The following is an 18,712-nucleotide window of genomic DNA, read 5'->3' as shown; positions in this document are numbered from 1 at the left end:
CCGTGTTTCACAACATCCAGGCCAGCTTCCCTGCTTTAAGCAGCTCTTCCGCCCTGGCCAAGTCCGGGTGCATCTCTCTGTCGTGGTCGAGGTGGCTGATCACCTGGCGAAGCTCTTGGTAGCCACGCTCAGTGCCGCGGCCCATTTTGCCTTTGCCGAAATCGAGCGCTTGTGCCGCTGCCAGATACTCAATCGCCAGAACGCGGAAAACATTGTCCACGACGGTTCTCAGTTTGCGGGCCGCTGTGGTGCCCATGCTGACGTGATCCTCCTGATTGGCCGAAGACGGGATGGAGTCTACCGAGGCGGGGTGGCACAACACCTTGTTCTCGGAGACGATCGAGGCAGCCGCATACTGTGCAATCATGAAACCGGAATGAAGACCGCCGTTTTCTGTCAGAAAGGCGGGCAATCCGCTTAACTGCGGGTTGACCAGCCTTTCCGTCCGCCGCTCGGAAATATTGGCCAATTCCGCTGCGGCAATAGCCAGAAAATCGGCGGCAAAGGCCATGGGCTGCCCGTGGAAATTGCCGCCGGAAATCACATCACCCGTTTCCGGAAACAAGATGGGATTGTCTGTCACACTGTTGCATTCGCGCTGTACGGTTTGCCAGACGTATTCCAGCGTATCCCGAACGGCGCCGTGAACCTGCGGGATGCAGCGCAGACTGTAGGCGTCCTGTACGCGCAGCTCTCCCTGGCCGCTGGTCCGCGTGCTTTCCTCCAGATGCGCAAGCAGCCGGCTGGCGGTCGTTTGCTGGCCGGGATGGGGACGGACGGACTGCAGCTGCGGATCAAATGCCTTCGGGATGCCCCGCAGCGCTTCCACAGTCATCGCGGCGATTACTTCCGCGCTTTCCACAGCGATTCTGGCGTCGTACAAGGCCAGAGACAACAGCGCGGTCATCGCCTGCGTTCCATTGATCAAGGCGAGTCCTTCCTTGGCTTCGAGCCGGATGGGCGACAATCCGGCAGCACGCATGGCATCGGCTCCGGGCAAGCGTTTCCCCTTGTAGTCAGCCGAACCTTTTCCCAGCATGACCAGGACGAGGTGGGCGAGCGGAGCCAGATCTCCGCTGGCGCCAAGCGATCCTTGCTGCGGGATGACAGGGTGTACCCCGCGATTGCACATCTCTATCAGCAGTTGAATCGTCTCCAGCCGGATGCCGGAGAAGCCTTTCGACAGGGCGTTCACCCGCAGCAACATCATGGCCCGTACGACTTCCTCCGGATAGGGATCGCCCATTCCGCAGGCGTGACTCATGATCAGGTTTTCCTGCAGGCGGCTGACATCCTCCCGGGAGATGAGGACATCGGAAAACTTGCCGAATCCGGTCGTGATGCCGTAGACCACCTTTTGTTCCTCTACCATGTTTTCCACCATCCGGCGCGAACGCTGGATACGGTCAACCGCTGTGTTAGTCAGCGCAATCTGCGCATGCTGCCTTGCGACGGCGGCGACCTCTTCAATCGTCAATTTGTCTCCTTGCAAGGTAATCATCTTGATTCCTCCTCAACATTATCTTGTCTTAAACGGCAGAGAAACTTGTCTGCCGTACCGTGTCTGATCAGCGGCATGGTTGCTTTAGCAGAGCAGAGAACCAAAAAAAGAAGAGGTTAGGAACGAATTCCTAACCTCTCTACATGGGCCAATATGCGGTTTTTACCAATGGCATGCCGCTTCCTATGCATTTTTTTCTTCCCCGCTTTTCAGATCTTACCTTTCATTGTAATACACCTTCTCCAAACGTCAATGGCCATTTGCGGGTCTGCGCCGTTTTTCTCGAACGCCTGAGAAGGCAGTGGCCTTGGTTTTCCTTTTGTCGATAGGATAAAATGTAGAATTTGCTGTTAAAGAAAAAAAGGGCATAGGCAATTCGTGATAAATAGGCAAGTGTCGTTTCTCGCAAGGGGTAAATGTCATACCATGTACTGTGTTAATAACCAGAAAGGATGTGTTGTCGCGTGGAACATAAAAAACCGGTACCGCTGCCGGAGTCCGTAACGCCTCCGCCACCGCCCAAACATCATAAGGTGCCGCCCAATATACCGCCTAACATACCACCTAATCTGCCTCCAAATCCGCCGCCCAAACATCACAAGGTACCGCCAAATATACCGCCTAATCTTCCTCCCAACCTGCCGCCCAACCCGCCACCCAAACATCATAAGGCGCCGCCTAACATACCGCCCAATCTTCCTCCCAACCCGCCGCCGAAGCACCACAAAGTGCCGGTGCGGCCGATCAATCCGCCACCCCCGCCGCCGCCGATGAATCCGCCCAAGCACGAGAAGCCGATGAGGCCGAAACCGAAAGTGGAGGTAGAAATCCATATTCACAAGTACTACTACCATATGGACCAAATGCAGTACTACGAGTACAAATGCCACAAGCACCGCCACCATCCGAAAAAATACCGGATGTACTACAAACACTACAGGCACCATCGGGACCGCATGTATCATTACTACTCGAAGTGTTACGGCATGGACAGCAGTTCACACTACTCCGGACACCGCTGGGGCCGCTGCGCCTGTTCCTCGTCTTCAAGCTAACCCCAGAAGCAGGTCAAGACGCCACTCTTTTTTACCGAGCTGGCGTCCTTTTTTCTTTTCAGGAATGGCAGGGCAGCGTCTGAATGAATCCTGAACTTCTACAGATAATTGAAGTACCAAAGTCTCCAACGCGAATCGAGCGGAATTCGTGAAGCCTTTTTTCACCAGATCATGTATAATAGGAGAGATAAACAATGATTGCGGAAGTGGAGGGAATGAATATAAGGGAGAGGAGAGGAGCTGAACTTGACTCACACCACGTTTCAAATCACCACAAACGTCTGGGCCATCCTCACTTATGAGGATGCCTGGAACAGCTACATCAACAACTACGTGATCGCAAAAGACAACCGTTTTGTACTGATCGACACTAATTTGCGCAAACATCGTTCCTATGTCCAACAGGCCCTGCAAGAGATCGGCGCGGTAAACGACGCCATTGAATGCGTGTACTGCACCCATCGGCACCCCGATCACATCGGAAACGTCGAGATCTTTCCTTCCCGAAACAATTGGATACACCTGGACGATTTTTTTGAACTGGACGATTTCTCCCAGACTCTGTTTGGCCATACCTTTACCGGAAGCAAGGGAAAGGTGCCGCACCTGTTTTTCCATCAGCTTCCTTCACATACGGCAGGCTCCGTTGCGTTTTTTGACCCGGAAAGCAAAGTTTGCTTTACAGGGGATCACCTCAGCTTTTACGGGGAACCGCTCGGAGCGGGCATCGGCTACGAAGCGGAAAGACGAAGCGCCTTCCTTAAAGTTGTTAAAAAATGGAAACAGAAACATCCGGATAAAGTGAAAGGATTTGCCGAGGGGGTCCGGCTGCTTTCCCTCTGGCCGAGCGAGTACCTGGCGACTGGACACGGCACTGTACTAAAAGGGGAGATCCAGGAATTTTTGCGGCAGGTGCTGCAAGTGGTAACTACATAGAAAGAGACCTCACCCTGCATGGGATGAGGCCTGTTTCGTCCATTCTTCCAGCCGCTTTTCCAACTGGCCCTGGTGCAAATGCATCGTGCGAGAGTAGGGAAGGGCAAAGATTTGTTTAATCTGCCAGACTGCCTGCTGGTAATCCCCTTTGGCGGCGGAGATTTCTGCCTGGCAGAACAATCGCAGTTCCTTTTGCCCCTTTTTTTTCGGCAAAATGCGGAGTGCTTCGATCGCGCCTTGCACATCGCCCAGCCGGGCATGGGCGCAGATGACAACACCCAGGGCGCCCATTAATCTGCGGTCCCGTTCAAATACGCGAAAGGCGACATCCAGAGCCTCTTCGTACTTTCCGGAGTAGAAGTAAACAGTGGCCAAATTGTAGAACAAGTAATGAACCATTGCTTGATTAAACAAAGTGGGAGCTTCCTTGCAAGCAGTCAGCCCCTCAACGATGAATTTTTCCGCCCCTTCATAATTGCCTGCCATTATTTCGCACGTCGACTTATCCAGCATTGCGACGGTACGGGAACGGTTCTTTTGGTAAGACTTTTCCAGCCACCGCATCAGGCGGTCAGGGTTCTTTTTCCACAAAAAGCCCATGTATTGAAAGCGAAAAGGCCAGTGTAGACGCAAAAATGCAACAAGCAGCACAACCGCAATACCGCTCAAAACCGAAACGGTATTGAAATCCAGCAATCCCATAAGGGTGCGCACATCCTTTCCAGTCGAAGGAATTCTATTTGGGTGCCCGCCAGGCGGAGATGGTCACACGATGCTTGGCTGGGCCAAGTGTAAATGTAGAGGGACATAATTCATCTTAACACAGATGGGAGTTTTGCTGTAGTAGAAGAAATTGTCCTTATTTGACGAGACGTGGAAACGCGGAAAACGTTTCAGGGAGCAGTTCAAGATGCTGCCCGATATGGTATAATAGATCGTGTTTCGTTTTGTACTGATTCTACTTAATAAGGAGCGTCATGGATGGAAAAGTTGAATGAGAGTCTTCTTCAATTGATTACGGAAACGTCAACCAATCTGCCGCCTGATGTGCGCCGTGCAATTAATGAAGCCAAGCGCAAGGAAGATGCAGGAACGCGTTCCGCCCTGTCTCTCTCCACCATAGCAACCAATATTACCATGGCGGAGGAAAACGTCTCGCCGATTTGCCAGGACACCGGGATGCCTACTTTTGAAATCAAGACACCGGTCGGCGTCAACCAGATCACAATTAAAAAAGCGATCCATGAAGCAGTGGCCAAAGCGACCAAATTGGGCAAACTGCGGACGAATTCCGTCGACTCGCTGACAGGTGAAAACACCGGTGACAACCTAGGTCCAGGTACTCCGGTGATTCACTTTGAACAGTGGGAAGAAGAGGATATCGAGATCCGCCTGATTCTAAAAGGAGGCGGCTGCGAGAACAAGAACATCCAGTACTCGCTTCCCTGCGAGCTGGAGGGGCTTGGCAAAGCAGGACGCGATCTGGACGGCATCCGCAAGTGCATCTTGCACGCGGTGTACCAGGCGCAAGGTCAGGGCTGCAGCGCCGGGTTTATCGGAGTAGGGATCGGCGGCGACCGGACATCCGGTTATGCTTTGGCCAAGCATCAGCTGTTCCGCCGGGTAGACGACGTGAACCCGAATCCGCAGTTGGCTGAACTGGAAGCCTACATCATGGACAAGGCAAACGATTTGGGTATTGGCACCATGGGCTTTGGCGGCAACACCACCCTGCTCGGCTGCAAAGTCGGCGTGGAAAACCGCCTGCCGGCCAGCTTCTTCGTCTCAGTCGCTTACAACTGCTGGGCGTTCCGTCGTCAGGGTGTACGCCTCGACGCGAAAACAGGCGAAATCAAGCAGTATCTGTACAAAGACGAAGTGGTTCCGATGGATACCAGTGCAGCCGAATCAGCGAGCACGCCGGAGCGGCGCGAAGTCGTACTGCAGGCGCCGATTACCGAGGAGCAGATCCGCAGCTTGAAGGTTGGCGACGTCGTCATCATCAACGGAATGATGCACACCGGACGCGATGCGCTGCACAAGTACTTGATGGATCACGACAGTCCGGTCGATCTGAACGGCGGCGTCATCTACCACTGCGGTCCTGTCATGCTGAAAGACGAGGCGGGCGAGTGGCATGTGAAGGCAGCCGGACCGACGACCAGTATCCGCGAGGAGCCGTATCAAGGCGATATCATCAAGAAATTTGGCATCCGCGCCGTCATCGGCAAGGGCGGCATGGGGCCGAAGACGCTGAAGGCATTGGGAGAGCACGGAGCCGTCTACCTCAATGCGATCGGCGGCGCCGCCCAGTATTACGCCGACTGCATTGAAAAAGTGGAAGGCGTCGATTTGATGGAATTCGGGATCCCGGAAGCGATGTGGCACCTGCGGGTGAAAGGCTTTGCCGCCATCGTCACGATGGACGCCCACGGCAACAGCTTGCACGCCGATGTCGACAAGAGCTCGAAGGAAAAGTTAGCCCAATTCGCCGAGCCAGTCTTTCAATAATGTGCAAAAACCTTTGGAGGATGAAAAGCCTCCAAAGGTTTTTTTGTTTTCCCCCGTTTATTTGGCAAACCAAGAAAAACTGGATCGGCTCCCAAAAAACTTTATAATGAAAGAAGAATATCCCTGAGCGAGAGCAGGCGAGAAAGGGAGGTGATCTGGCTTATGAAAAGCGCCGAAGCGCAATGGATGCAACAAGTATTGCAAGGCATTATTCATACTTCCCGCGATCATCTGATGGTCACCGACAAACAGGGCTACGTTCGTCTCGTCGGCGAATCGTGTAAAGAGATCTACGGGATTGACCGGTCAGAGTTATTGGGGAAAAATGTAATTCAGTTGGAGGAAGAGAGAATCTTCTCTCCCTCTGTCACTCGCAAAGTGATAGACCAGCTGGCACCGCAGACGATGATGCAGGAGACACACCGCGGGCAAAAGCTGATGGTGTCCGCCTTTCCCATCTGGTCTGACAGCGGGGAGCTGAGTGCCATCATCAGCTACTCACACGATTTAACGGAAATTTTGGACTTGAAGCGCCGATACGAAACGCTGACTCAACAATTAAAACAGTTTGAAAATGAGATAGAAGAATTGCGGGAGAAAAACATATCTGCTGAAGGGTTTGTCGCTGTCAGTGAAGAGATGAAAGCCGTCCAGCGCCTGGTTAAAAAAGTTTCCGTGGTCGACTCTACCGTGTTGGTGCTCGGAGAGTCGGGAGTGGGAAAAAATGTGATTGCCAAAGAGATACACCGCAACAGCCGACGGGCGAGCGGGCAGTTTGTCGAGGTCAACTGCGGCTCCATTCCAGAAGGACTGCTGGAATCGGAGCTGTTTGGTTACGAAGCAGGCGCTTTTACCGGTGCCAGCAAAGCGGGGAAGCAGGGAATCATCGAACTCGCCGATCAGGGTACGCTGTTTTTGGACGAGCTGGGTGAACTCCCGTTGACGCTGCAGGCCAAGCTGCTGAAAGTCATTCAGGAGAAACGGCTGCAGCGCATCGGCAGTACGACCTACCGCGATGTTGACTTTCGGCTGATCGCCGCCACCAACCGCAATCTGGAGCAGATGGTCAAGGATGGCACGTTTCGCCAAGATCTGTACTTTCGCCTGAACGTGGTGCCGATCTACATCCCGCCGCTGAGAGAGCGACTGGATGACATAGCGGCCCTGATAAAGGTCGTCATTCGTTCACTAAACGAACGATACGGCTTGAGCAAGCGCCTCGATTCGGAGGCGACGAGTGCCTTGCTTCACTACGCATGGCCGGGGAATGTGCGGGAGCTGGAAAATTTGCTGGAGCGGCTCGTGGTGACCGTAGACGAAGACGTGATTACGACGAACCATCTGCCGGGGGAGATTCGCGAGACCTATGAGCAACAGCCTGGCGTCGAGCAGATTCAGCCCATCTCGTTAAAGAAAGTGCTCGATCAGGTGGAGGAGAAGTGGCTACGTTACGCGGCTGAGCGCTGCCGAACGACGGCAGAGATCGCCGAAATGCTGGGTATTAGCCAACCTACTGCGGTGCGGAAGCTGCAGAAGATTGGTGTTAAACCTCAATTCAAAAGTGAATCGAAATTTCAATTATGAATTGAACGAAACCGCCTTTTTATTCAATAATGAATTGATGCGTATTTTCACCGGAACCGAAAACCTCTTCCTGCGGGTAATGCAATAGTTGGCATACTTATTGCAAATATACTAGTCATGTAGGTATTCCAATCTGCAGAAAAACTTTTCAAGAAGAGGATGAGTCTGATGAAGAACAACCGCCGTTTTGTCTCTTTAGCTACCAGTGTACCAGGACCGAAGACGAAGGAACTGATCGAGAAAAGAAAGCAGTATGTTCCTCAAGGGATTAGCATGATTACGCCCGTTTTTGCCGAGAAAGCTTCGGGAGCGTTGCTCGAAGACGTCGACGGCAACGTGTTCCTCGACTTCGCCGGAGCCATTGGCACGCTTAACGCCGGCCATTGTCCGCCGGAGGTGGTCGAAGCGATTCAAAAGCAAGCAGAAAAATATATTCATACATGCTTCAACGTAGCGATGTACGAGCCGTATATTGCCTTGGCTGAAAAACTTGCCCAAATCACTCCAGGGAACTTTGCCAAAAAGAGCATTTTCTTGAACAGCGGTGCTGAGGCTGTGGAAAACGCTGTGAAAATCGCCCGCAAATACACCGGGCGCCCTGGTATCGTCTCTTTCTCCCGGGGCTTCCACGGACGTACCTTGCTGGGAATGTCCTTGACCAGCAAAGTAAAGCCGTACAAATTCAAAATGGGCCCATTCGCTCCGGCAACGTATAAAGCGCCATTCCCGTACCCGCTCCATCGCCCAAAACAGATGACGAAAGAAGAGTATGCGCTATTCTGCGTCGGCCAATTTGAAGATTTCCTCTTGACCGAAGTGGCAGGGGAAGAGATCGCTGCTGTCATCATGGAGCCGGTGCAGGGCGAAGGCGGATTTATTGTTCCACCGGTTGCGTACGTGAAAGGCGTCTATGAAATCTGTAAAAAACACGGCATTCTCTTTATTGCCGACGAAATCCAGACTGGCTTCGGCCGTACGGGTGAGATGTTTGCCAGTACGATTTACGGCATCGAGCCGGACTTGATCACGATGTCCAAGTCTATTGCTGCCGGTCTGCCGATCAGTGCCGTAACCGGCCGTGCCGAAATCATGGATGCGCCAAGTCCGGGTGAAATCGGCGGAACCTATGGAGGCAGCCCGCTCGGCTGCGCCGCTGCACTTGCTGTCATCGAGAAAATGGAACGGGAAAACCTGCTGGATCGCTCCAAAGCAATCGGGGAGGCGATTCGCCGGCACTTCACTGCGCTGCAGGCTGAATTCCCGGTGATTGCGGAAGTGCGCGGTTTGGGTGCAATGTGCGGGGTAGAATTTATCGATCCGGTGACAGGCAGTCCAGCCAAAGATCTGGTTGCCAGCCTGACCAAAGGCAGCTATGAAGCAGGTGTGATCGTTCTTAGCGCAGGAGTCCACGGCAATGTGATCCGCTTCCTGACGCCGCTTGTCATCAGCGACGAACAACTGCAAGAAGGTCTGGATATCATCACCGATGTATTGAAGGAATTGCTGGCACCGGCGAGGGTGTAGTCAGCAAAAATGGACGCGGGGGACTTCATGTTTTCCCCGCGTCTTTTCGTCATTTTGCAGCCGAATAACTTGAAGGACGAAGCGAAGCAGTATTTTTTCATTCATACTTGTCCGATTCCCAAATAAAGTTATAGTAATCGTTCATTGAAAGGAATCGCTGGGTATGGCGGCCAAACGGAAAAACTTGTACATCCTGCTGTACAATCTGATCGCTTTAGTACTGCTTTACTTCAATATCATTCTCTTCTTTTCCTGCATCTACTTCGTTCTGGAGATCTGGGGACTCGGGTACCTGAAGGATCACTTTAGCCCGCAGTCCGAAACCAGACATTGGTACAGCGGGTTGACCCGTACCATGTACTTTAGCGGCATGACACTGGCCGCAGGCGGATATGGCGATATTACCCCCTTTGGCTTGTCCAGATTGGTCGCGGTGATCGAATCAATTATCGGGCTGATCTTGCCCATCGCTCTGGTGGTCAATTACATCCTGTTTCCCAGCCGCAACCTCAGGCTGCTGGGGTCGCTGCTGAAGGACCGGTAAAAGCGCATCCCCGGGAGAGGTGCCTCCAGGGGATGTCAAGAAGCCATTTCGGCGTTTATTCGGATGTGAGCCCTTCCCCTTCGCTGTACTGTATCTCCTCGATGGATACCTCCAGAGAACCTGCGGGCGTATCGATCTGGATCCGCTCGTTTTTCGAGGCGAGCAGCAGCTGCATGCCGAACGGGGAGAGGAAGGAAATGTACCCGGCGTCGGGGTCGGTCTGGTCTGGAAAGCATATCGTCAACGTTTCAGTTTCGTTGTCATTTGTATATTTGATCGTTACCTTGCTGCCGATCAAAACCGTTGATTGCAGCGTTGTTTCCTCAGATGCCGAGACCATCCGCTCAATCTCAGACATGTACCGGACCAACAATCGGTCAACCTTTTGCCGTTCCCTCAGTCCCTCGCTGGAGTATGGAAAGTGATGGTCCAAAAAAGCGGACTTCTGCTCGTCGAAGTAAGTGAGTTGTTTGACAAGACTGTCTTTGTATGCCTGCCGATGACTAAGGTTCATAGTATTCCTCTCCTTTGCAGCACATCTTGCCCGTCTTGACGTAATAAGGTTTGGCCCATAACTGCATAATGTTCCCCCCTGATAAAATAATAAGCCCCTTGGGATTATCAAGGGACCCTATAATTACTATCATAACATAACCGGATGGAAAGTCCATCCAAGAAAGCGATTTCAGGCTTGCCGATAGGTTAGCGACCAAACTGCCCGAAAATGGGTACAGGTCTATTTCACCCGCCCTCCTGGGATCATACCCTAGTAGCGTATAACATGAGGAGGGATACATGTGAACTATGTAGTGAGACCCGGTGATACATTATATTCCATTTCCCGCCGATTTGGTGTGCCGACGGATGTGATCATTCGCCAGAACGGCTTGCAGCCTCCGTATTTCCTGTTCGCAGGCCAAACGCTGTTCATTCCCACAACGACACGTCCACCCGGGCCAGGGCCAGGCGGAATCACGATTGCCGATTTGGACAGACGTGTAGATAATCTTGAACAGCGGGTGAATGAGCTGAATAGGAGGGTAGACCGGCTGGAACGACGGGTGAGGTGAGCCAATTGTCGCTGTGATAGCCACGTTCAATCGGAAAAGCAGCTTCGTTCCGCGCCCAAAGCGACTCTATCGTATGGTTTGGTTTACAACAATGGCTTCGCCAAGCATTTTGGCGGAGCCATTCTCTTCTTTAAGCTTGCCGAAAAGCAGAGCCGCATTTCTGTGTTCACGGACCGGCGAACGTCCCAGTATGATTTGAAGCAGCCAAGCAAAAATGGGCGGATCCTGCTCCACTACCGTTTATCCTCCGGGTCGTCCCCTGCATAGGGTGATACCAGGGGATTACATCGAGGAGGTGGGAGAATGATCCGTTTGAATGGAAGAGATATTCGCTATCATTTTGAGGGAGTTCGCGGAAAAATGGGACAAATACGGGAACTGGTAGAGGTTTTAGACACTATGTTTGATTCCATTCATCATGTGAATCAAATCGGCAAATCCATGATGGGTCGACCGCGATCCCTTAGAGTGGCAGAAGAACTGGATTTTGACCAAAGGCGGAAACGCCGGCTGAAAACCTGATGTTCCGTTTGAAGGGGAACCGGCTTGCAGAGCGGTTCCTTTCATGTTGTCTGCTTGTTTTCGCCAGCTGAATCATTTGCCGTCAAAGCAATTTGGGCGGAGCGAATCAGCTCTTTCACCATACTTCCGCCAAGCTCGCCGCCAATTTTTCCGGCGTCATGCGAGGTAAGCTGTCCATTGTAACCGTGTGAGAGAGGAATGTTGAGTGAATCGGCAACTTTATACTTCGCCTGTTCCGGCTTGTTAACATTCTGCAATCGGGCTTTCAACAGGTCAAGGGCTTCCCGGGAACCCGGCACCAATGGCCTTCGGTTTCGACTCATTGATCTTCACCTCCGTCTTTCCTTTAGGATACCCAGGTGAGGAGAAGTTGTTTCGGCGGTCCATTCCTCCTGGCAGCGTGTTATACTGGAATTACACATAGTATCGGTTTTCAGCTTAAGGAGGTGGCCGGACGATTGATTATGGGTGTTTCTTTCGGACGCGGCGTGTTTTTTCACAATCGCCGGGTGCTCGCCTGTGCGGAAGTGAAGCGCGGGGTCATCCACGTTTGGGCAGAACCGATAACCCCGAAAACACTGGGTAAAATATGGTGGCGGGTGCTGCTTTCACTTCCCTGGCCGTATCACCTGTTTCACCTCGCTATTTTGCTCTATCTGTTTTTTCCTGTATACGGGGAATTACATCCATTGTGGCTGGTGCTGTACGCTGCAGGCTTTCACTTTATCTTCCCCCGCCGTTTGAAAAAATTCCACGGGGCAGAGCATAAAGTCTTCAGCTACAGCGGGATAAAACGGCTGGAAGCGATCCAGGAAATCAGGCAGGCATCGATCGTGAACAGCGGTTGTTCCACAAATTACGTCACCTATTTTTTTGTCTCCTTTCTGCTTGCGCTGCTGTTTTTGCCTTTGGGGTGGAGTGTCTTGTGCGGCGCACTAGGCGTCATCGCCGGCTCGCTAGGGCAGACGTATCGGCCGGGGTGGATGAAGCCGTTTTATCGCCTTTCCGGCTTTTTGCAGCGGCATGTAACGACGATGGAGCCGGACCGGATCCATTTGGAAACGGCGATTCGTTCGTATCAGATGTTTGAACACTATCGGGGAAAAAGCGCGTAAAAAAAGGAGAGCGGACTTGGCAGCCGCCCCTCCTTTTTTTACTTTACGCCGCTTGACCGATTGCCTTCTATTTGTGCGGCAGCCTCTTCTTCCAACTGCTTGTAGATCTTTCCTTTCTCGACATAGGACTGCCGAACGCGGATCAGTTCCCGGAAATCTGCTTCGGTCAACTCCCGCTTTACCTTTGCGGGCGAGCCGACGACCAGGGTGCGGGGCGGAATTTTCATTCTCGGGGGCACCAGGGCACCTGCCCCTACCATCGCCTCCTCCCCAATCTCCGCACCGTCAAGTACGATCGCGCCCATGCCGATCAGCGCGCCTCTGCGGACGTGGCAGCTGTGCAGTACGGCATTATGTCCAATCGTCACTTCGTCTTCGATCACCAGCGGAGTATTTGGGCTTTGGTGAAGGGTGCTGTTGTCCTGGATGCTGACGCGGCTTCCGATAATCGTTTGAGAGATGTCGCCGCGGATGACGGTGTTGTACCAGACAGACGTATCGGCTCCGATGGTTACGTCCCCGGAGATCAGGACACCCCGGGCGAGGAAGACGGAGTCATCGATTTTTGGCATTTTTCCGTTGAAAGGCAGTATCAGCATGAGTGAAGCCTCCTTGTTCGATTAAGATAGTGGACAGTTGTTTGGCGGGTTCGGATGAAAAAGCTGCAGGCGGCCATTCGTGCGGTTGAGATCGATGACAAGCCCGGTTAGGAGGGGCAAGTCCTCCTCGCGGTAAAATACCCGAATTCCCGAAAACGTGGCAGTCTGTTCTCCTGCTGACCGCTCGGTTATGGCGATACTGTAGGAAACGCTGCTGCAGCCTGTCGTCGTCATCACGATCCGGATGCCTAAACGGTCGGCATCAGGTTCGTCTGCGATCGTCAGCGCAAGGCGGGCGGCAGCGAGTGGAGTGATCGTAATCATGTTGCCGTTACCCCCCTTCGATTCTTCCGGCGTATTTGAGTGACGGCGGCAGGCGATGATATCGTTCACACGTGATAGCGTAGATGACGTGGTCTTCCCAGACACCGTTGATCTTGATGTAGTTTTCACTATAGCCTTCCCGGATGTAGCCGGCGTTTTCCGCGACGCGCTGAGAAGCCAGATTTCGCGGCATGATCGAGGCCTGAATGCGATGCAGGTCCAATGCGTTTAATCCGAAGGCGGTGACCATCCGGATCGCTTCGGTCATGTATCCCCTGTTTTGGACGGTATGGTCGATGTCGTAGCCGAGGAAGGCGTTTTGAAAGGCAGCACGTGTAATCTTGGATAGATTGGCTTTTCCGATCAACTGCCCCGTTTCCCGGGAAAAAATGCCGAACATGTACTGCTGGTCCGCCTCTACCAGCATTCTTTGGTCTGTGACGCGCTCTGCCGTCTCAAGGGTGAAATAGTCTGCTTCACGCAGCGGCATGAAGGGTTGATGTTCCGTTTTATTTCGAATGAGGTAATCTAGAAACGCAGGTGCATCCTCGGCAGAGAGGAGCCGAAGGGATACCCTGCTGCCGTTTATTCTCAAATGAAAGAGATCCATCACGTGCCCCCCGTATCTGTTTAGACAAATTCGGATATTCTATTATAAATGGTTGAACAATCAGTGACAAGGAAAATTTATCGTCTGCTGCCAAGGAAAATCAGTTGACCAATCGTTTCAAGATGTGTTACATTTACTTTTGCTACTGTTACGATACAGCAAGAAATGTGGGTAGTCGCTGTCGCGGTCATCACGACCGGCGGCAGAGGAAAGTCCAGGCTCGCCCAGGCTGAGATGCCTGGAGTGTTCGTACCTAGTGCAAACTAGGGCAGCGAGACAGCGATCTCGTTGACGGCGCGAAAAGGGTTCTCACGCAGACCCGAGTACGCTGAAAGTGCCACAGAAACGCAGCTTCCCTGGCGACAGGGAGGATGGAACGAGGTAAACCCTGCGAGCGAGAAACCCAAATTTTGGTAGGGGAACTGTCCCGAAGGAATTGAACGGACGGACAGATGGCAGTTTAAACTGCCATAGATAGATGACTACCGCTTCGTGTGCGAGGGGCGACCCGTTTGCAGCACAGAAGAGACAGAACCTGGCTTACAGCATTTCTTGAAGGTATCCAATTTACACTTGCAAAAAAGAGGCATTTCTGCCATTTTGGCGGACATGTCTCTTTTTTTTGATACTGACACGGATACTGTCGAAGCGTGTCGCAACCTTTTACTTGTCCCCCATACGCTTCTCCCCTATGCTGAGAGTAAAAAGGGGAAAACGAGCCGGATGCACGATCATTTTGGCAGTGACAAAACGGTTGTGGCCCATATGTTTCATGAACGAGTCATGAGAATGAGAAGGCAAAAGCTGGTTTTGGAGCCGAGGTGCAAGACTATGCTTGAACGAACGCCAGAGAATATGAAAGCGCTTTCTTCAGGCGATGACGTGAAGTGCTTGAACCTGGCCGTGGCTCAACATGAGCTGCAGGAAACGATTGCCCTGCAGCTGGGGTTGATCTTCAAGTTTAAAAAGGTAAACGGCCGCTTTATCCATACGTTGTGTGACGGGGAACTGCTGGCACGATTGGGTCTGACATCGGAAATGGTGGTCGGCAAAGAGCTCTCACATTTTTATCCTGCAGAATTTGTTAAGCGCAAAGAAGAGTACTACGAACGTGCATGGCAGGGAGAGGAGGTTACATACGAAAGCTCGGAGATAAACGGGGTCACGTACTTTGCCAGGCTGCGGCCGATCTTTCGCTGTGGAGAAGTGGCAGAGGTGATCGGGTCGGGCGTGGACATTACCGAGCTGAAACGGACGGAAGCGGAGCTCAGAGAGACGAAAGAACAGCTGGAATCGTTTATTAACAGCACAGCCGATGCCATTGCATGGATTTCTCTGGACGGCAAGGTGCAAAGAGTCAACAAAGCATTTTGCCACATTTTCAATTGGACGGCAGAAGAGCTGAATGCGAATATTTTACAGTACATTCCAGAGCGATTGTTTGGTGAAGCTGTGGAGATGTATGCGAAGGTGGGGCTGGGCGGGAAGGTAATTGGCCATGAGACCCATCGTCGCCGCAAGGATGGCGAACTGATTGATGTCAGCATCACCCTGTCGCCGATTCACAATGCAAAGGGAGAGGTCGTCGGTATCTCGGCAATCACCCGCGATATCACCGTACGAAAAAAAACAGAAGATCTTATCCGAAATTCCGACAAATTATCTGTCATTGGCCAGTTGGCGGCAGGAGTTGCCCACGAAATCCGCAATCCTTTGACAGCGCTGAAAGGATTTACCCAACTGCTGCAATCGGACGAGCATAACAACAAATTGTACATCGACATCATGCTGTCTGAATTGGAGCGGATCAATTCCATCGTCAGCGAATTGCTCCTATTGGCAAAACCCCAAGTTACCCTGCAGCGGGAACACAACCTGCTGACCATCCTGGAAAAAGTGATCACCCTTCTGGAGACACAGGCCATTATTCATAACGTACAGCTTGTAACTGAATTTGATACCGGCATGCCCCTGTTGAAGTGTGTCGAGTACCAATTAAAGCAAGTCTTTATCAATTTGGTGAAGAACGCTATCGAAGCGATGCCGCACGGAGGGACGGTAACCGTCAAAGCGGGCTGGTTTGACGACAGGCATGTTAGTGTACGATGCATCGATCAAGGGTCTGGCATCCCACTGGCCACGCTTGAGAGGCTGGGCGAACCGTTTTATACGACCAAGGAAAGAGGAACCGGACTTGGACTCATGGTGAGTTATAAAATTATTGAAGATCACGGCGGCAGGATCCACATTGAGAGCGAGGAACGGAAAGGGACGACCGTCGAAGTCATTTTGCCGATTGATAAAGTCTGAAGCGTAGAACATGGAAAAAGCGGCCGGTTATACCTCTTCACATGGGGAAAACCGGCTTGTTTTACGTCCGGGTATGGTATGATGTGGGAAATACGTTCCGTACAAGGTGGTTGATCAGAGATGAAGCTGGCTTTTCTGTCCGACATTCACGGCAATGCGGTCGCGCTGGAGGCGGTGCTCCGGGACGTAAAAGCGCAAAAGGTGGACGACATTTTCGTCTTGGGTGACATTTCCTACCGGGGGCCGGAGCCTAAGCGGTCAATAGACATGGTTCGCTCACTTGGGGCACAGGTGATCAAGGGCAATGCCGACGAATGGACGGTAAGGGGTGTACGTCAGGGGGAAGTGCCCGACAGTATGCTGGAGATGATGAATCGCGAACAGGAGTGGACGAGCTCCCGGCTGATGGAAGAAGACCTGTCCTGGCTGGATTCCTTGCCGACTGAACTGGTTGTTCCTGTTTCCGAGGCGCTGTGGATTCACGCCTTCCACGCGACCCCAGACAGTCTGTTTGAAGTGGTTCTGCCCGATCTAAAGACGGATGAGCTGAGCGACAAGCTGATGTCCGGCCGTGACGCGTCGATTTACATGTATTCTCACATCCATCTGCCATATGTCCGCTATATCGGAGGGAAATGCCTGGTCAATACCGGCAGCGTAGGTCTGCCGTTTGACGGTCTCGCCCGCTCCTCTTACGCAATCGTGGAGGCAGAAGGGGACCGGTACCGGATCTCGATCGAACGGGTCGCTTACGATGTGGAACAGGTTGCGGCCCAATACAAACAGTTGGAATACCCTAACGCGGAAACGATGATGCGCGTTATTCGTACCGCGACCAGTCCGTTTGGAAAATAAAGTAATGGTCATTAACTGATTCGCTTGGAGGACGCTCATCCATATGGTATAATTTGCTATTATTTCGATTGGAGGCGTTAGGATGAGGTACGCAATGCAGATGAGGGCACAATGTATGGGGGATAGCGCATCAATGGCCCTGTAAACTGCGTGATTCCCCTTAGTTTGGGAAGGGGTTTCATTTGGTGAAAAAACCGCATTCGGCCAGCAACCGGAAAGCGTTGGCTTGGCTGAGCATCCTTGCTTTTTTCAGTGTGCTCAACGAGACCGTGTTTAACGTAGCATTGCCCGATATTTCAGTCCATTTCGGCATCGCGCCAGCCGCGGCGAACTGGGTAAATACGGGGTTTATTCTCTCTTTTGCAATCGGCACGGCTGTGTATGGAAAATTAGCGGATGTGTACGGCCTGAAGAAACTGCTGCTGTTCGGCCTGGTAACGTACGGCACGGGTTCGCTGATCGGCCTGTTGTTCCATTCGTGGTTTTCCGTTTTGCTGATCGCGCGTTTTATCCAAGGGGCAGGAGCTTCGGCGGTTCCGGCGCTGATCATGGTGATGGTCGCGCGTTATATCGCCCCGGAAAACCAGGGTAAGGCGTTCGGCGCGGTCGGATCGGTCGTAGCCTTGGGCGAGGGTGTCGGACCGGTGATCGGCGGGATCGTGGCCGATTATATTCATTGGTCCTATTTGTTCGCGCTGCCGATGATCACGCTTCTGTCGCTCCCGTTTTTTCTGCGGACACTGCCGCGGGAACCTGGGGCAAAAGGGAAAATCGATCTGCTCGGGGCGTCCCTGCTGTCCCTCGGGATCGTGATGTTTACGGTCTTCACGACGAGATACCACTGGGGGTACCTGGCAGCCAGTACGCTGTTTTTTATCGGCTTCGCCTTGCGCATCCGACATGCCAGGAGTCCTTTTATCGAGCCTGGCCTGTTTGGAAGAAAAAAGTATATCGTCGGTGTCCTGACCGGGGGCGTGCAGCTGGGAACGGTGGCCGGGTTTATTTCCATGGTTCCCTACATGATGCGGGATGTGCATCAACTGGCGACAAGCCTCATCGGAGGCGGCATCCTGTTTCCCGGCACCATGAGCGTGATTTTGTTCGGAGTCGTCGGCGGGGTATTGGTTGACAAACGGGGACCCATTTTCGCCATGCTGGCCGGGTTATGCTTGATCGCTGCGGGATTCTTGCTCATTTCACTGTTTCCCGACCGATCGCCATGGCTGATTGCCGGAGCGCTGGTTCTGACTTTCGGCGGTCTTTCGTTTGTGAAAACGGTCGTTTCCACTTGCGTCGCCGAAGCGTTGGCACCGGAAGAGGCCGGTTCCGGCATGGGACTGCTGAACTTTTTTTGCTTTTTGGCCGAAGGGATCGGCGTATCTGTCGTCGGAGGTCTGTTGACGAAGCGCTGGCTGGACTTTCCCGCCCTTCCGACCGTGACTGACACGGTGGCATTTCTCTACAGCAACATGGCGCTGCTGTTTATCGCGGCCGTGCTCTTGGGCGGGGGTATGTTTGCTTGCGCGTACAGGCGGCGGCCGGGAGCTTCGGAGGGCGCGGCTGAACAGTAATCAGGGATGTTAAAATAAGGAAACCGGAACTCCTGCTTTGAACTGTGACCCATAAGAAGGACACTTTGAAAAAAGTGACCC

20 protein-coding genes and 1 other RNA gene are annotated in these 18,712 nt (G+C 52.6%); 13 read left to right on the top strand and 8 right to left on the bottom strand.

What is annotated here, in order from left to right:
• Positions 1-7 precede the first annotated feature (7 nt).
• Entirely contained in the window at positions 8-1,501 is a 1,494-nt protein-coding gene (gene hutH / locus ACI7RC_RS04630) for a histidine ammonia-lyase (RefSeq protein ID WP_408107068.1), read from the bottom strand.
• Between the two features lie 464 nt (positions 1,502-1,965).
• Here hutH and ACI7RC_RS04625 point away from each other — a divergent pair, with 464 nt between their 5' ends.
• Together ACI7RC_RS04625 and ACI7RC_RS04620 are read left to right on the top strand one after the other, a co-directional pair.
• Positions 1,966-2,556 carry a hypothetical protein gene (locus ACI7RC_RS04625; RefSeq protein ID WP_408107067.1) on the top strand — a complete coding sequence of 197 codons (591 nt, stop codon included), beginning with the start codon at positions 1,966-1,968 and terminating at the stop codon, positions 2,554-2,556.
• Between the two features lie 246 nt (positions 2,557-2,802).
• A complete protein-coding gene (locus tag ACI7RC_RS04620; RefSeq protein ID WP_408107066.1) occupies positions 2,803-3,492 on the top strand; it encodes an MBL fold metallo-hydrolase in 690 nt (229 codons plus the stop codon).
• A 9-nt stretch (positions 3,493-3,501) separates the two neighbouring features.
• Here ACI7RC_RS04620 and ACI7RC_RS04615 read toward each other — a convergent pair whose 3' ends face one another.
• Positions 3,502-4,194, bottom strand: a complete 693-nt coding sequence (locus ACI7RC_RS04615) for a tetratricopeptide repeat protein (protein ID WP_408107065.1) — start codon at positions 4,192-4,194, stop codon at positions 3,502-3,504.
• 279 nt (positions 4,195-4,473) lie between these two features.
• Between ACI7RC_RS04615 and ACI7RC_RS04610 the strand changes: the two genes are divergently transcribed.
• The 4 genes from ACI7RC_RS04610 (at position 4,474) to ACI7RC_RS04595 (ending at position 9,655) form a co-directional block, all read left to right on the top strand.
• Positions 4,474-6,003 (top strand): fumarate hydratase, encoded by a 1,530-nt coding sequence (locus ACI7RC_RS04610; RefSeq protein ID WP_408107064.1) that lies wholly within the window; start codon positions 4,474-4,476, stop codon positions 6,001-6,003.
• Positions 6,004-6,165: 162 nt separating this feature from the next.
• Entirely contained in the window at positions 6,166-7,587 is a 1,422-nt protein-coding gene (locus tag ACI7RC_RS04605; protein WP_408107063.1) for a sigma-54 interaction domain-containing protein, read from the top strand.
• Positions 7,588-7,755: 168 nt separating this feature from the next.
• Entirely contained in the window at positions 7,756-9,111 is a 1,356-nt protein-coding gene (gene gabT, locus ACI7RC_RS04600; RefSeq protein WP_408107062.1) for a 4-aminobutyrate--2-oxoglutarate transaminase, read from the top strand.
• Positions 9,112-9,274: 163 nt separating this feature from the next.
• Complete coding sequence (locus ACI7RC_RS04595; RefSeq protein ID WP_408107061.1) at positions 9,275-9,655, top strand: ion channel; 381 nt, start codon at positions 9,275-9,277, stop codon at positions 9,653-9,655.
• A gap of 55 nt (positions 9,656-9,710) precedes the next feature.
• Here ACI7RC_RS04595 and ACI7RC_RS04590 read toward each other — a convergent pair whose 3' ends face one another.
• Positions 9,711-10,169, bottom strand: coding sequence for a GreA/GreB family elongation factor (locus ACI7RC_RS04590; protein ID WP_408107060.1), 459 nt, complete (start codon positions 10,167-10,169; stop codon positions 9,711-9,713).
• Positions 10,170-10,452: 283 nt separating this feature from the next.
• Between ACI7RC_RS04590 and ACI7RC_RS04585 the strand changes: the two genes are divergently transcribed.
• Complete coding sequence (locus tag ACI7RC_RS04585; RefSeq protein ID WP_408107059.1) at positions 10,453-10,725, top strand: LysM peptidoglycan-binding domain-containing protein; 273 nt, start codon at positions 10,453-10,455, stop codon at positions 10,723-10,725.
• Positions 10,726-10,791: 66 nt separating this feature from the next.
• Here the strand turns inward: ACI7RC_RS04585 and ACI7RC_RS04580 are convergent, their stop codons facing one another.
• Entirely contained in the window at positions 10,792-10,959 is a 168-nt protein-coding gene (locus ACI7RC_RS04580; RefSeq protein ID WP_408107058.1) for a hypothetical protein, read from the bottom strand.
• Positions 10,960-11,028: 69 nt separating this feature from the next.
• Between ACI7RC_RS04580 and ACI7RC_RS04575 the strand changes: the two genes are divergently transcribed.
• The gene (locus ACI7RC_RS04575) at positions 11,029-11,247 is read left to right on the top strand and encodes a hypothetical protein (protein WP_408107057.1); all 219 of its coding nucleotides are present in this window, start codon (positions 11,029-11,031) and stop codon (positions 11,245-11,247) included.
• A gap of 41 nt (positions 11,248-11,288) precedes the next feature.
• Here ACI7RC_RS04575 and ACI7RC_RS04570 read toward each other — a convergent pair whose 3' ends face one another.
• Complete coding sequence (locus ACI7RC_RS04570) at positions 11,289-11,570, bottom strand: alpha/beta-type small acid-soluble spore protein (RefSeq protein WP_408107056.1); 282 nt, start codon at positions 11,568-11,570, stop codon at positions 11,289-11,291.
• 135 nt (positions 11,571-11,705) lie between these two features.
• Here ACI7RC_RS04570 and ACI7RC_RS04565 point away from each other — a divergent pair, with 135 nt between their 5' ends.
• Complete coding sequence (locus ACI7RC_RS04565; protein ID WP_408107055.1) at positions 11,706-12,362, top strand: DUF1385 domain-containing protein; 657 nt, start codon at positions 11,706-11,708, stop codon at positions 12,360-12,362.
• A 38-nt stretch (positions 12,363-12,400) separates the two neighbouring features.
• Here ACI7RC_RS04565 and ACI7RC_RS04560 read toward each other — a convergent pair whose 3' ends face one another.
• From ACI7RC_RS04560 to ACI7RC_RS04550, 3 genes are read right to left on the bottom strand one after another with little or no spacing between them, the layout of a single operon-like run.
• The gene (locus ACI7RC_RS04560; RefSeq protein ID WP_408107054.1) at positions 12,401-12,961 is read right to left on the bottom strand and encodes a gamma carbonic anhydrase; all 561 of its coding nucleotides are present in this window, start codon (positions 12,959-12,961) and stop codon (positions 12,401-12,403) included.
• A 21-nt stretch (positions 12,962-12,982) separates the two neighbouring features.
• Entirely contained in the window at positions 12,983-13,285 is a 303-nt protein-coding gene (locus ACI7RC_RS04555; protein ID WP_408107053.1) for a HesB/IscA family protein, read from the bottom strand.
• Between the two features lie 7 nt (positions 13,286-13,292).
• The gene (locus tag ACI7RC_RS04550; protein WP_408107052.1) at positions 13,293-13,895 is read right to left on the bottom strand and encodes a GNAT family N-acetyltransferase; all 603 of its coding nucleotides are present in this window, start codon (positions 13,893-13,895) and stop codon (positions 13,293-13,295) included.
• A gap of 163 nt (positions 13,896-14,058) precedes the next feature.
• On the opposite strand from ACI7RC_RS04550, the gene rnpB reads away from it, so the two are divergent.
• From rnpB to ACI7RC_RS04530, 4 genes are all read left to right on the top strand, one after another.
• Positions 14,059-14,443: RNase P RNA component class B (gene rnpB / locus ACI7RC_RS04545), an RNA gene on the top strand.
• A 175-nt stretch (positions 14,444-14,618) separates the two neighbouring features.
• Positions 14,619-16,205 carry a PAS domain-containing sensor histidine kinase gene (locus ACI7RC_RS04540; RefSeq protein ID WP_408107051.1) on the top strand — a complete coding sequence of 529 codons (1,587 nt, stop codon included), beginning with the start codon at positions 14,619-14,621 and terminating at the stop codon, positions 16,203-16,205.
• A gap of 120 nt (positions 16,206-16,325) precedes the next feature.
• The gene (locus ACI7RC_RS04535; RefSeq protein ID WP_408107050.1) at positions 16,326-17,060 is read left to right on the top strand and encodes a metallophosphoesterase family protein; all 735 of its coding nucleotides are present in this window, start codon (positions 16,326-16,328) and stop codon (positions 17,058-17,060) included.
• A gap of 185 nt (positions 17,061-17,245) precedes the next feature.
• Complete coding sequence (locus ACI7RC_RS04530) at positions 17,246-18,631, top strand: MFS transporter (protein WP_408107049.1); 1,386 nt, start codon at positions 17,246-17,248, stop codon at positions 18,629-18,631.
• Positions 18,632-18,712: the final 81 nt, after the last annotated feature.

The organism is Brevibacillus sp. B_LB10_24 (assembly GCF_046036945.1).
In the GTDB taxonomy this organism is placed as follows: domain Bacteria; phylum Bacillota; class Bacilli; order Brevibacillales; family Brevibacillaceae; genus Brevibacillus_C.
The sequence above is the reverse complement of the archived record's forward strand: the minus strand, read 5'-3'. Positions and strand labels throughout refer to the sequence as shown.